Below are 12,451 nucleotides of genomic sequence, written 5' to 3' on the forward strand. Positions count from 1 at the left end.
GGGGCCTCTGCTGGGTGCGGACCTTGGTCCGCACCGCTCTTCGGTGGGAAGGCGCCATCCACGCATGGCGTGGATCTACCAGATGCCCATGACCGATGGGACGGGGGCCGGGCGCCGCGGCTGGCTAGACTCGAGCGGATGATGATCGAGCCGAAGGGCAGGGGTGCGGCGTGTTGACGTGGAGCGGGCTGAAGTGGGGCGTGCTGGCAGTAGCGCTGGCGATGGGTGGCAATGCGGTGGCGCAGCAGCGCGAGCCGGTGGACCTGGACATGGTCGGCAAGATCCGCCAGCAGGCGTTCCACAAGTCGCAGGTGATGGATACCTTCAGCTACCTCACCGAACGCATCGGGCCGCGCCTGACCAATTCGCCGGCGATGGGGCGTGCCAACGCCTGGACCCGCGGCAAGTTCAGCGAATGGAAGCTGGACAATGTCCATGACGAAGCCTTCGACGAATTCGGCCGTGGCTGGGAATTCACCTCGGCCAGCGTGGAGATGCTGGGCGATCGCGTGCAGCCACTGCATGCGCTGCCCAAGGCGTGGACGCCGGGCACCAATGGCCCGGTCGAGGGCGACCTGCTGCAGGTGGACATCAAGAAGCCCGAGGACATCGAGAAATATCGCGGCAAGCTGCGTGGAAAGATCCTGCTGCTGGGCGAGGCACGCGAATACAAGCGCGGCACCGACGCCGATTCGCACCGGCACGACGCCACCTCGCTGGAAGGCCTGCAGGAATTCACCCTGCCCAAGGACAAGGACGTGGCCGCCGACCGCGCCAAGCGGGTCAAGGAATACCAGGAGAAGCAGGCGCTGGCGGCGAAGGTCAACGCATTCTTCGTTGAAGAAGGCGCGCTGGCCTCGATCAGCATCAGCAGCTGGGACAACGGCATCATCCGCGTGGCCGGTGGCGGCTCGCGCAAGGCCGGTGAAGCGGTCGGCATTCCCGAACTGGCGATGATCGCCGAGCACTTCAATCCGCTGGTACGCGCGCTGGAAGCCAAGCAGAGCGTGCGCCTGCGCGTGGATGTGGCCGCACGCTTCACCGACGAGGCCGACCAGCCCGGCTACAACACCCTGGCCGAGATCCGTGGCAGCAGCAGGCCGGACGAGGTGGTAATGATCGGCGCGCACCTGGATTCCTGGCACAGCGGCACCGGCGCGGCCGACAACGCGGCCGGCGTGGCGGTGATGATGGAGGCCATGCGCATCCTCAAGGCCAGCGGCGCCAAGCCCAAGCGCACCATCCGGGTTGCGCTGTGGAGTGGCGAGGAACAGGGGCTGATCGGTTCGCAGGCGTACGTGGCCAAGCACTTCGGTCGATTCCCCGAGCCTACCGACCCGGCGCAGAAGGCGCTGCCGGCCTCGCTGCGCGAACCGACCGGTGCCCTGCAGAAGACCCGCGACTACGGCAAGTTCCAGGTCTATTTCAACATGGACAACGGCTCGGGCCGCTTCCGTGGCATCTACGCACAGGAAAACCTGGCGGCGATGCCGATCTTCGAAGCCTGGCTCGCCCCGTTCCATGACGTGGGTGCAACCACCGTGGCAACCCGCAACACCGGCAGCACCGACCACATCAGCTTCGACCGCATCGGCCTGCCGGGCTTCCAGTTCATCCAGGACAAGCTGGACTATTTCAGCAACGTCCACCACAGCCACCTGGACACCTGGGACCACGCCGAACCGGAAGACCTGAAGCAGGCCGCCGCCATCGTCGCCTCCTTCGCCTACCACGCCGCCATGCGCGAGCAGCCGTTCCCGCGCAAGCCCGAGCCCTGAAAAAGGCACGGAGGGGATCAAGTCGTGTTTCCCCTCCGCTGCACCGGCGTTCTCCCGGGAGCGCGGCAATAGTGACTTGCCCCCCTCCGTCCCCTTTTTCCGCAGGGGGCGGAGGGCTGGTAAAATCGGGGGATACCCGTTCCTCGAGCCCTCCATGACCTGCCGCACCCGCTTCGCCCCCAGTCCCACCGGCTACCTGCATATCGGTGGCGCCCGCACCGCGCTGTACTGCTGGCTGGAGGCCCGCCATCGTGGCGGCGAGTTCGTGCTGCGCATCGAGGACACCGACCGTGAACGCAGCACCCAGGGCGCGATCGATGCGATCCTGGAGGCGATGGAGTGGCTGGGCCTGGACTACGACGAAGGCCCGTTCTACCAGACCGAGCGCGTCGCCCGGTACAAGGAAGTGGCCGAGCAGCTGATCGCCGACGGCAAGGCGTACTACGCCTACGAGACCCGGGAAGAGCTGGACGCCATGCGCGAGGCCGCGATGGCCAGGCAGGAAAAGCCGCGCTACAACGGCGCTGCCCGCGAGCAGGGCCTGCCGTACAGGGACGACCCGAACCGCGTCATCCGCTTCAAGAACCCGCTTGAAGGCACGGTGGTGTTCGATGATCTGATCAAGGGCCGCATCGAGATCGCCAACAGCGAGCTGGATGACATGGTCATCTTCCGTCCGGACGGCTACCCCACCTACAACTTCGCGGTGGTGGTGGACGACTGGGACATGAAGATCTCTGAAGTCATCCGTGGCGACGACCACATCAACAACACCCCGCGCCAGATCAACCTGTACGAAGGCATCGGCGCACCGGTGCCGAAGTTCGGCCACATGCCGATGATCCTGGACGAGCAGGGCGCCAAGCTGTCCAAGCGCACCGGCGCGGCCGACGTGATGCAGTACAAGGACGCCGGCTACCTGCCTGATGCACTGCTGAGCTACCTGGCCCGGCTGGGCTGGTCGCACGGTGACCAGGAACTGTTCAGCCGCCAGGAACTGATCGACCTGTTCGATGTGAAGGACTGCAATTCCAAGGCCTCGCGCCTGGACATGGCCAAGCTGGGCTGGGTCAACCAGCACTTCCTGAAGACCGAGGAGCCGGCCGCGATCGTGCCGCACCTGGTCTACCAGCTGCAGAAGCTGGGCCTGGATGTGGCCGCTGGCCCGGCGCCGGTGGACGTGGTGATCGCCCTCCGCGAGCGCGTGCAGACCCTGAAGGAAATGGCCGAGAAGGCCGTGGTCTGGTACCAGCCGCTGAACGAATACGATGAAGCGGCCGTGGCCAAGCACTTCAAGGCCGGTGCGGAACTGCCGCTGGGCAAGGCCCGCGAGCTGCTGGCAGCCCTGCCGGAGTGGACCGCCGAGGCCGTTGGCGTGGCCCTGCACGATGCAGCCGCCGCGCTGGAAATGGGCATGGGCAAGGTCGCCCAGCCGCTGCGCGTGGCCATCACCGGCACCCAGGTCAGCCCTGACATTTCCCATACCGTGTACCTGGCCGGCCGCGAGCAGGCCTTGAAACGCATCGATGTGGCCATCACCAAGGTAGCAACGGCCTGAGCCCTGCGGCCCACGCCCGAACTGGAGAACGCGCATGTCCGCCAAAACCGCCTGTACGGCCCCGCACCACCATGTCCACGACGCTTCTGATTTCGTGGCGGTGGTCGAGCGTGTCTCGCGCGAGCGCGGGCTGCGCCTGACCCCCATCCGCGCCAACGTGCTCAAGCTGATCGCCGAGGCCGGCAAGCCGGTCAAGGCCTACGAGCTGCTGGAGTGGGTGCGCAACGGCAAGGGTGTGGGCGCTGACGCCCCGCCCACCGTGTACCGCGCGCTCGACTTCCTCATGGCCAATGGCTTCGTGCACAAGCTGGAATCGGTCAATGCCTTCGTGGCCTGCCACCACCCCAGCAGTGCGGCCCATTCGGTGCCGTTCCTGATCTGCAACAGCTGCCACAGCGCGGTGGAACTGGAAGACCGTGAGATCGTGACCCAGCTCGAAAAGCGGGCCAAGGAGCTCGGCTTCCAACCGCAGGCTCAGACATTGGAAGTACACGGACTCTGCGCCCGCTGCGCAGGTTGATGCGAGGGTAGGGCCCGCCGCTGGCCGGCTTCCTCGGGATTGGGGTCAGATCCCTTTGCCAGTGGCAAAGGGATCTGATCCCATGTCACAACAACGCAGCCGAGCATGGCTCGACTCCACCGGGCCGGCGCCCTAGTCCATCGGCTTGGTCGCGGTATCCACCCGCACGATCACCGACATGCCCGGCCGCAACCGCGCCGCCAGTTCCTGGTCCCCGTTGATCGAGATACGCACCGGCAGCCGCTGCACCACCTTGGTGAAATTGCCGCTGGCATTGTCCGGGCGCAGCACGCTGAACTCCGATCCGGTGGCCGGCGCGATCTGCTCCACGCGTCCGCGCAGCACCTGGCCCTGGAACGCATCCACCGAGAACGAGGCGGGCTGCCCGATCTTCATCTGCCAGGTCTGGCCTTCCTTGTAGTTGGCCACCACCCACAATGCGTCGGGCACCAGGAACAGCAGCTGCGAACCGGCGGCTACGTACTGTCCCACGCGCACGCTGGCTTCGCTGATCTGCCCATCGCGCGGCGCATGGATCACCGTATTGGCCAGGTCGATGCGGGCCAGCTCAAGCTGTGCCTGCGCGCTTTCCACCTGCGCTTCCAGGCTCTTGCGCGAGACCTGGGTCGAGACCAGGGTTTCTTCGGCGATGCGGATCTGCGCCTGCGACTGCTGCACGCTGGCCTGCGCCGAGGCCTGGCTGGTGCGGAACTTGTCGCGGTCGTTGATCGACACCAGCTGCTGCGCCGCCAGTTCCTCGTAGCGCTTGGCCTCGTTGCGGGAGCGCTGCAGCTCGGCCTGGCCGGCCGACAGCGTGGCCCGCGCCGCAGCAATCTGCGCGCGGTTCTGCGCCTGCGACTGGTCCGAATTGGCCAGGGCCGCGCGCGCGCTGTCCAACGTGGCCTGCGCCTGCGCCACCCGCTGCGCGTAGATGCGGTCGTCGATGCGCAGCAGCGGCTCGCCCTGCTTCACGTGCTGGAAGTCCTTCACCAGCACGTCGGTCACATAGCCGTTCACCTGCGGCGCCATCACCGTGATCTGACCGCGCACGTAGGCGTTGTCGGTCACCATCACGGTGCTGGTGAACGGCCACAGGTGCCAGGCGCGCAGGATCAGCGCGATGCCCAGCAGGGCCACCACCACCATCACCACCACGCTGCGCGAACTCGGCTTGAGGTACTTCGGCGCGGCGGCGGGCGCGGCAGGCGTCGCCGCCGGTGCCGCATCGGTGGGCGGCGGCGGGGTGACGTTCTCGGCAGCGTCGGTGTCGTCTGGACGGGGCGGGACGGGAGGCATGACGGTGGACTCAGCGCGGTGCCGCGGTCGCAGCCGCAGCGGGGGAGGAAGGATGGCGCTTGCGCCATTGTTTGCGTACGGCGGTACGCAGCGACAGCAGCAGCAACCAGCACAGGAAACCGATTGCCAGCCAGCCGCTCAGGGTGAACACATCGTTGAACCCGCGCACGTTGGCTTCGCGGCGGGTGGTCTGCGCCAGCTGCGCGCTGCCCTGGGCACTGCGCAGCACCGGGTCGGTGATCTGCGCTGCGTACAACTGCTGCTGGATGCGCAGGCGCTGTGCCACCACCGGGTCGGCTGGATCGAGCTGGCTGGTCAGCGCGCTGGAATACAGCTGCTCGCGATGCAGCTGGAACGTTCCCAGCACGGCCGAGCCGGCCAGTCCGCCCAGCGTCTGCGTGATCGACAATGTCACCAGGAAGGTGATCATGTGGTCCACGCCCTGTTTCAACGCGGCGGAAATGCCGAGCATGATCAGCGGGCCCATGAACATGCCGGCGCCCACCGACGCCAGGAACTGGCTGATGTAGAAGTCGTGCGGGCGATCCAGGCTGGTGCGGTGCTGGTCGAAGAACGCGGCGGCACCCAGCAGCAGGATCGCCATCAGCAGCTGCGCAATCAGGCGCTTCGGGCCGAAGGTCAGTGACGCACCGGCGATGCCGGTGACCACGCCGGCCAGGATCACCACGAACAGCGGCCGCATCTGGTCCGGTCCCATGCCCAGCGTGCGCATCAGGTTGACCACGCCGTAGGACTGTTCAGTGGTCAGGAAGCGGATCAGGAAGGCGCCGACGATGAAGTGCATCACCGGCAGGGTCGACAGCCAACGGATCTGCAGCAGCGGGTTGCGCCGGTAGTGTTCGATGATCAGTGCGGTGGTGGTCAGCACGATGGAGGCGATCAGCGCCCAGCCCAGCCACGGCGTGTTCAACCACCAGCGCGTGTAGCCCTGGGCCAGCACCACCACCAGCAGGGCGACGGCAGGCGCGAGCAGGGCGAAGGTGAGGAAATCCAGCGGTTCGAAGGCCTTGACCTGGATGCCCGGCGGCAGCTTCAGCACGACCACGGCGGCAAACGCGCACAGCGCCAGCCCTGCTTCGAACGAATACAGCTGGTGCCATTGGCCGGTATCGACCAGGCCGGGCGAGACGATCCAGGCAATCGGCACCGCCAGCTGCGACAGGCCGACGCCGATCACCAGCAGGTTGCCGGTGAATCGCCGCGGCAGCGCCTGCAGCATGTACAGCGTCCCCAGCGTCGAACAGGCCGCGCCGGCGAAACCGCTGGCGGCGCGGGTCAGCATGGTGGTCTCGAAACTGCCGACGAACAGGTGCAGCACCGCCAGCGCCGCGTACAGCCCCAGGCCGATCTCGGCGAACAGGCGGATGCCGTATTGCTGGCGGAACTTGAAGGCCAGCAGGTTGGCGGTCACGTTGACCATGGCGTAGGCAGCCACCAGCCAGCTGCCCTGGGTGGGGGTGAGCGCCAGTTGCCCCTGCAGGAAGGGCAGGTTGGCCGTTACCAGCGCATTGCCGAGGCCACCGGTGATGGCCACCAGCAGCGACACCAGTGCATAGGCTGCACGCCGATAAGGCGGGTGCCAGGGCATCGACGCCGAACCAGGCATGGTCGGCTTCTCGTGCTCCTCCCAATCCGGAACCGGCTTGAGGTACGGCTGCACCATCAGCGTTCCCCGCTGGCTGCTCCCTGGAGTCCCCCGCGCAGCAGCTGCAGGGCACGCCCGGCCAGCTGGGCGCGCTCATCGCGGGTCTTGCCGCGCAGGGCCGCGCCCAGCATGCCCGAGATCAGTGAAATATCCGTCTTCTCCAGGTCGGGCCGGCACAGGCCAGCAGCCTTGGCGCGGGCGATGGGGGCTTCCAGCAGGTCGCGCACGGTCTCGCGTGCGGTGCGCATGGCCGGCACGTCCGAATCGACCGCGCGCCAGTAATCGGCCAGTGCCGGCGAATCGACGATGCGCTGGGCCATGCCTTCAAACACCTCGAACAGGGCGTCGTCGCGGTCGCCAAGCTGCTCGACCTGGCGGCGGATGCGGTCGACCGTGCGCTGCAGCAGCGCCTGGATCAGCGCGGTGCGGTCAGGGAAATTCCGATACAGGGTGGCGCGGCCGACTTCGGCACGCTCGACCACCAGGTCCAGCGGCGCGGTGACGCCGTGTTGGCCGAACACATGGTCGGCAGCATCGAGGATGAGGGCTCGGCGGGCAGCGGCATCGGCACGTTGGGTGGTCATGGCTTCATTTTCGGACACAAATGTCCGGATGGCGAGAGACGAATGGCGACGGGATTGTCCGCTTGTTGTCGTACGCACATCTTTGTGACGGATGCGTGAGGGTCGATCGAGGTCATCAAAAAAGACGGGGGGCCAACCTGGCCCCCCGGGAGAGAACGACAGCATGCCGCCGTCAAAGTCAGTAGATCCACACCACGCGCGGATGCACTTCAGTAGATCCACGCCACGCGCGGATGCACTTCAGTAGATCCACACCACGCGCGGATGCACTTCAGTAGATCCACGCCATGCGTGGATGCCTCATCAGAAGAACGCACGGATCCCGAAGGCGACACCACGACCCGGCAGCGGCGAGTAATCCTTCAGCAGCGAGGTATGCGGACGCACTTCGCGGTTGGTCAGGTTGCTGCCATCCAGGAACAACTCGTAGCTGTTGCTGTCGCTGCGGTCCCAGCGGTAGGCCAGGTGCGCATCGACCAGGGTGTAGCCGTTGCTCGGCTCCTCGTTCTGCGCAACGTCCTTCTGCCGGCTGTAACGCACCGCGCCCACCGAGGCACGCCAGCCATCCTTCGCCCAGCGCAGGTCGGCGCCGACACGGGCCGGGGCGATGCGCGGCAGGTAACCGGTGTTGGCCAGTTCCACGCTGTAGTTGTGGTTGTGGTCGCCGTGCGGCACGGCGATGTCCAGGGTACGGCTGCCGTTGCCGTCCAGCTTGGCCTGCACGTAGTCGCCGAACACGCGCAGGTCCCAATCGCCGGCGCCGCCTTCGAACAGGTGCACCAGCGCTTCGGCTTCGGCGCCCTTGAACACCGCGTCCTGCTGGGTCCAGGTGCGCACCGGCAGGCTCTCGGTGATGCCGGTGTCGGCCAGGTAGATGAAGTCCTTGAACCTGGTCTGGTAGATCGCGGCAGAGAAGTCCAGGCGCTCGCTGTGGGTGTGGATGCCCAGTTCAATGCGTTGGCCGCGCTCGGTCTTCAGGTTGGCATCACCGATTTCCAGCGAACGGGTGGCGATGTGCGCACCGGCGGCGTACAGCTCCTCATTGGTCGGTGCACGCTCGGAGCTGTCCACGCCGATGCGCAGGTCGACCGCATCGTTGAGCTTCCAGATACCGGCGGCCGACAGGTTGGTGGCGTCGAACTTGCGGCGGCGGTAGTCGCCGGTCGGGTCCAGCTTGACCTGGTCGTGGCGACCGCCCAGTTCCAGCTTGAACGGGCCGAACTGCTTTTCCTGCAGAACGAACAGGCCGATGTTCTTGGTTCCGGTATCGGGCACGAACGCTTCTTCGCCCTTTGCGCCGAAATCGCTGTTGCCGAACTGCAGGCCGAAGGCGCCGTCCCAGCCGCCGATCTGCTGCTGCACCGCTTCCAGGCGGCCTTCGATGCCGCGGTTGGTGAAGCGGGTGGACGGCGTGCCGGCTTCCAGCTCCACGTGTTCGTAATCGGTGTAGGCCACGCGCGCGTTGACGTTCTTCAGGAACGATACCGGGTTGTAGATGCCGGCCTTGGTCTCGAAACGGTTCTGCACCATGTCGATGCGCACGTCGTGCTCTTCACCTTCCTCCTCCTCGCCATGGTCGTGGTCGTGACCGTGGTCGTGGCCATCGCCGTCGGCATGCACGTGGGCGCCGTTGGGGATGCCGTAGTTGGTGCGGTAGGTGCTGGCCGAGGCGCCGAAGTAGCCGCCTTCGCCCAGCCAGGTGGCGCCGACGCCACCGGCGCGGGTGCGGATGGAACTGTTGTCCAGGCGGCCGCGACGCGGCTCTTCGCCTTCCTCGCCCGCGTGGTCGTGGTCATCGTGGTGGTCTTCCAGGCCGTCGATCACCGCGTAGCCGGGAATGCGGAAATCATCGCCATTGCGCACCAGACCATCCACGTGCAGCACGACATTGCCGCTCACGCCGTCCAGGCGGAACATGCCGCTGCGTTCGTCGTTGACCGAATTGCCACGCAGCTCGGCACGGCCGCTGAGCGGACGATCCGGCAGTTCGCGCGCAATGCGCCCATCAACCACGTTCACCGCACCGCCGATCGCGCCGCTGCCGAACAGCAGGGTAGCCGGGCCTTTCAGTACTTCGATCTGGTCGGCCAGGAACGGCTCGATGCTGGTGGCATGGTCGGCGCTGACGGTGGAGGCGTCCATGTTGCCCATGCCGTTGGACAGCACGGCCACGCGCGGACCTTCCTGGCCACGGATGATCGGGCGGCCGACGCCGGGGCCGAAGAAGGTGCTCTGCACGCCGGGCAGCTTGGCGACGGTGTCACCGAGGGTGCCGGCCTTCTGCTCATCGAGGCGCTCACCGGCCAGCACTTCAACCGGGCGCGCCAGCGATTCGGCATCACCCTGCAGTGGCGATGCCGTGACCTGCACTGAGGACAGCTCGGTCAGGTGGCGGTCACGATGCGAATCATCGTCGGAGGCCGCAAAGGCGACGGAGGGCAGCAGCGCAGCAAGCGCCAGGGCCAGGGAATGCGGCTTGAGGCGAGGGTGACGGGAGGGCATGGGCGTCCTTTGTTACATTGTATCAATCGGGTGGCGCACGAATCCCGTCGGCGGGACAGGGGGAGGGGAACCGTGCGGGTCGGGAAACGATGTTATATTATTCCATAACGATTCGCCGCCCTGCTGGAAGTCATGCCCTTGCCCTCACGCCTGCGCCACCTGCTCGATCGCTTCGGCGCCACCGGTTCGATGCTGTGCGCGGTGCACTGCGCGGTCATTCCGCTGCTGCTGGCCGCTGCCCCCTCGCTTGGCCTGTCCTTCTGGCTCAGCGATGGCGTGGAGAAGGCGCTGGTGGTGTTCGTGACCCTGCTGGGCTTGTTCAGCCTGGTCTGGGGCTATCGGCGGCACGGTGCGCTGCGTGCGCTGGCGTTCCTGATTCCCGGCCTGGTCGCGTTGTGGGCCGGCGTGCTGTACGACCCGCTGCACCACAACGCGGTGCCGCACGCGGTGGTGATGACCCTGGGCGGCCTGCTGGTCGGCATCGCGCACCTGGTCAACCTGCGCTTGAACCACGGCCACGTGCATGACGCCAGCTGCGCGCACTAGGCGCTCCGTGGTAGGCTTTCCGATCGTGCGCGGGGGCGCCCAGCAAGGCGGCCCCGCCGAACCCGTGTCAGTACGGGGTAACCAGATTTCACATTTGAGGAGTTGAAGACATGGGTAAGGGTGACCGCAAGACCGCCAAGGGCAAGCGCTACAACGCCAGCTACGGCAACGCCCGTTCGCACACCGCGAGCAAGGTCGCCGTAGGCGCCGCCGCCCCGGTTGCCAAGAAGACCGTGGCCAAGGCTCCGGCGAAGAAGGCTGTGGCCAAGAAGGCAGTGGCCAAGGCCGGCTGATCCGCCGACCGACCGCTCCAAAGAAAAACGCGGCGCTCGGCGCCGCGTTTTTTTTTGGCCATGGCCAAGGCATGGCGCCGCGATCAGCGCAGGGTTTTCTGCAGCGTCTGCGCGTTGCCATCGTTGGCCGCTTCCGGCACCTGCAGCAGGTGTGCCAGCAGCGGGTAGACGTCGACATTGTCGAAACCGTCGATCACCAGGCCTTGCCGGAATGAAGGGCCACGGGCGACGAACACCGCGCGCATCGACGGCAACGCGTTGTCGTAGCCATGCGAGCCGCGATCGGCATGCTCGCGCTTGGCGATCTTCTCGCGCGTCAGCGCGTCCCAGCCTTCATCCATCTGGCAGACGATGGCCGGCACGCGCGGATGGGTGCCGTAATGCCAGCGGGCCGGCAGATTCTCCTTCTTCCAGCATTCGTAGTGTGCGTGGCGACCGAGCAGGGCACGCTCGGCCTCTGCTTCGCGTCCCACCACCGGCGCGAAGCCGACCGACTGGCCTGCGCTGACGTTGCGCGCGATGGCAGGGTCAACCATCGATTCGAGGGCGATCACCTGGCCCTCCGGCACCGACGCCATGCCGTGATCGGAGACCACGATCACGTTGGTGCTGTCGGACAAGCCGTGCTGCTGCAAGCCATCGAGCACCTGGCCGATGATCCGGTCGGCATGCACGATGGCCTCGGTGTACTGCCTGGATTCGGGGCCAAAGTTGTGGCCGGCCTTGTCCACGTGCTCCATGTACAGCGTGGTCAGGCGCGGCGCATCGGCATCGGTCTGCGACAGCCAGTCCAGCACTGTCTGCGCACGCTGTTCCAGCGGTTCCTTGGCGTCGTAAATGCGCCATTGGCTGGGCCGTGTGCCCTGGATCTCGGCTTCGCTGCCCGGCCATGAGGTGGTGGCGGTGCGCACACCGACCTTCTCGGCACCGACCCAGATCGGTTCGCCGCCCCACCATCCGCTGGTGGTCACCGCAGCGCGGTCGTGCAGCGCGAAGCGACCGAGCGCGGCATCGTCCATGCTGTTGTTGATGATGCCGTGGTGGTCCGGACGCAGGCCGGTGACCAGTGTGTAGTGGTTGGGGAAGGTGAGCGAGGGATAGGAGGGCGTCATCCAGCGCGCACGCACGCCCCCATCGATGATCCGCTGAAGGTTCGGGGTTAGGCCGCGATCCAACGCATCGGCGCGCAGGCCGTCGATGGAGATCAACAGCAGCTTCGGCGGGCTGGCGGGCGGCGTATTCGCCTCCGCGGCAGGTGCAGCGATGGTTGTCGAAGGCGAAGGCGTGGTGGTGCATGCGGCCAGGGGCAGCAGCAGCGCCAGCGTGCAGGTCAGGCGTACGGAAGTCATCCCGCCATGATAATCCGCAGCAATGACGTACCCAAGACACGCCATCGCGCCTGTGGCGTGCTGGCGTGTCCGCGCATTTCACCTTATCCCCGCGCCTTTGGCGCGCCCCCTTGAACAACAAGGGGGCTCTTCTCCAGACAGATTACGGATGCTTCCATCCACGCATGGCGTGGATCTACCGGAACGAATCAAACCGTCACCGGGAACCTGTCGAAGGCGGGGCGGTGTCGGATTGCGGGGTGTCCGCGGCATGGATGCCGCGGCCAAGCCTTATCTGATTGGAATCTGGCACCGTAGGTGTCGAGAGCCGGCGTGGGCCGCCGTGTAAGCCTGGATCTCGACGATCGCCATGTAGCTTG

At 66.4% G+C, this 12,451-nt stretch carries 10 protein-coding genes; 5 read left to right on the plus strand and 5 right to left on the minus strand.

Going from position 1 to position 12,451, the window contains the following annotated elements; translation table 11 throughout:
* The first annotated feature begins 221 nt into the window (after positions 1-221).
* The 3 genes from J2X70_RS18020 to J2X70_RS18030 all read left to right on the plus strand — a co-directional run bounded on the left by J2X70_RS18020 (position 222) and on the right by J2X70_RS18030 (position 3,856).
* Positions 222-1,778 (plus strand): M20/M25/M40 family metallo-hydrolase, encoded by a 1,557-nt coding sequence (locus J2X70_RS18020; protein ID WP_051562478.1) that lies wholly within the window; start codon positions 222-224, stop codon positions 1,776-1,778.
* A gap of 154 nt (positions 1,779-1,932) precedes the next feature.
* On the plus strand, positions 1,933-3,336 hold the full coding sequence (gltX, locus tag J2X70_RS18025; RefSeq protein WP_033830686.1) for a glutamate--tRNA ligase: 1,404 nt from the start codon (positions 1,933-1,935) through the stop codon (positions 3,334-3,336).
* 34 nt (positions 3,337-3,370) lie between these two features.
* The gene (locus J2X70_RS18030; RefSeq protein ID WP_025879333.1) at positions 3,371-3,856 is read left to right on the plus strand and encodes a Fur family transcriptional regulator; all 486 of its coding nucleotides are present in this window, start codon (positions 3,371-3,373) and stop codon (positions 3,854-3,856) included.
* Between the two features lie 132 nt (positions 3,857-3,988).
* Here J2X70_RS18030 and J2X70_RS18035 read toward each other — a convergent pair whose 3' ends face one another.
* The 4 genes from J2X70_RS18035 to J2X70_RS18050 form a co-directional block, all read right to left on the minus strand.
* Entirely contained in the window at positions 3,989-5,152 is a 1,164-nt protein-coding gene (locus J2X70_RS18035) for an HlyD family secretion protein (RefSeq protein WP_032976052.1), read from the minus strand.
* A gap of 10 nt (positions 5,153-5,162) precedes the next feature.
* The gene (locus J2X70_RS18040) at positions 5,163-6,836 is read right to left on the minus strand and encodes an MFS transporter (RefSeq protein WP_025879335.1); all 1,674 of its coding nucleotides are present in this window, start codon (positions 6,834-6,836) and stop codon (positions 5,163-5,165) included.
* A complete protein-coding gene (locus J2X70_RS18045) occupies positions 6,836-7,402 on the minus strand; it encodes a TetR/AcrR family transcriptional regulator (protein ID WP_025879336.1) in 567 nt (188 codons plus the stop codon). The genes J2X70_RS18040 and J2X70_RS18045 overlap by 1 nt, the downstream gene beginning before the upstream one ends.
* Positions 7,403-7,705: 303 nt before the next feature.
* The gene (locus tag J2X70_RS18050; RefSeq protein ID WP_025879337.1) at positions 7,706-9,904 is read right to left on the minus strand and encodes a TonB-dependent receptor; all 2,199 of its coding nucleotides are present in this window, start codon (positions 9,902-9,904) and stop codon (positions 7,706-7,708) included.
* Between the two features lie 132 nt (positions 9,905-10,036).
* Here J2X70_RS18050 and J2X70_RS18055 point away from each other — a divergent pair, with 132 nt between their 5' ends.
* Both J2X70_RS18055 and J2X70_RS18060 read left to right on the plus strand, forming a co-directional pair.
* Positions 10,037-10,450 carry a MerC domain-containing protein gene (locus tag J2X70_RS18055; RefSeq protein WP_025879338.1) on the plus strand — a complete coding sequence of 138 codons (414 nt, stop codon included), beginning with the start codon at positions 10,037-10,039 and terminating at the stop codon, positions 10,448-10,450.
* 110 nt (positions 10,451-10,560) lie between these two features.
* Positions 10,561-10,743, plus strand: a complete 183-nt coding sequence (locus J2X70_RS18060) for a 30S ribosomal protein THX (RefSeq protein WP_025879339.1) — start codon at positions 10,561-10,563, stop codon at positions 10,741-10,743.
* 83 nt (positions 10,744-10,826) lie between these two features.
* Here J2X70_RS18060 and J2X70_RS18065 read toward each other — a convergent pair whose 3' ends face one another.
* Entirely contained in the window at positions 10,827-12,092 is a 1,266-nt protein-coding gene (locus J2X70_RS18065; protein ID WP_154879730.1) for an ectonucleotide pyrophosphatase/phosphodiesterase, read from the minus strand.
* Positions 12,093-12,451: the final 359 nt, after the last annotated feature.

The organism is Stenotrophomonas sp. 1337, assembly GCF_031455455.1.
Classification (GTDB): domain Bacteria; phylum Pseudomonadota; class Gammaproteobacteria; order Xanthomonadales; family Xanthomonadaceae; genus Stenotrophomonas; species Stenotrophomonas indicatrix.

What these genes read in the sequence shown, in the direction of transcription:
- J2X70_RS18040 (WP_025879335.1), bottom strand. Translation starts at nt 6,836, where the DNA reads ATGGTGCAGCCGTACCTCAAGCCGGTTCCGGATTGGGAGGAGCACGAG.
- J2X70_RS18055 (WP_025879338.1), top strand. Translation starts at nt 10,037, where the DNA reads ATGCCCTTGCCCTCACGCCTGCGCCACCTGCTCGATCGCTTCGGCGCC.
- J2X70_RS18020 (WP_051562478.1), top strand. Translation starts at nt 222, where the DNA reads ATGGGTGGCAATGCGGTGGCGCAGCAGCGCGAGCCGGTGGACCTGGAC.
- J2X70_RS18030 (WP_025879333.1), top strand. Translation starts at nt 3,371, where the DNA reads ATGTCCGCCAAAACCGCCTGTACGGCCCCGCACCACCATGTCCACGAC.
- J2X70_RS18045 (WP_025879336.1), bottom strand. Translation starts at nt 7,402, where the DNA reads ATGACCACCCAACGTGCCGATGCCGCTGCCCGCCGAGCCCTCATCCTC.
- J2X70_RS18035 (WP_032976052.1), bottom strand. Translation starts at nt 5,152, where the DNA reads ATGCCTCCCGTCCCGCCCCGTCCAGACGACACCGACGCTGCCGAGAAC.
- gltX (WP_033830686.1), top strand. Translation starts at nt 1,933, where the DNA reads ATGACCTGCCGCACCCGCTTCGCCCCCAGTCCCACCGGCTACCTGCAT.
- J2X70_RS18065 (WP_154879730.1), bottom strand. Translation starts at nt 12,092, where the DNA reads ATGACTTCCGTACGCCTGACCTGCACGCTGGCGCTGCTGCTGCCCCTG.
- J2X70_RS18050 (WP_025879337.1), bottom strand. Translation starts at nt 9,904, where the DNA reads ATGCCCTCCCGTCACCCTCGCCTCAAGCCGCATTCCCTGGCCCTGGCG.
- J2X70_RS18060 (WP_025879339.1), top strand. Translation starts at nt 10,561, where the DNA reads ATGGGTAAGGGTGACCGCAAGACCGCCAAGGGCAAGCGCTACAACGCC.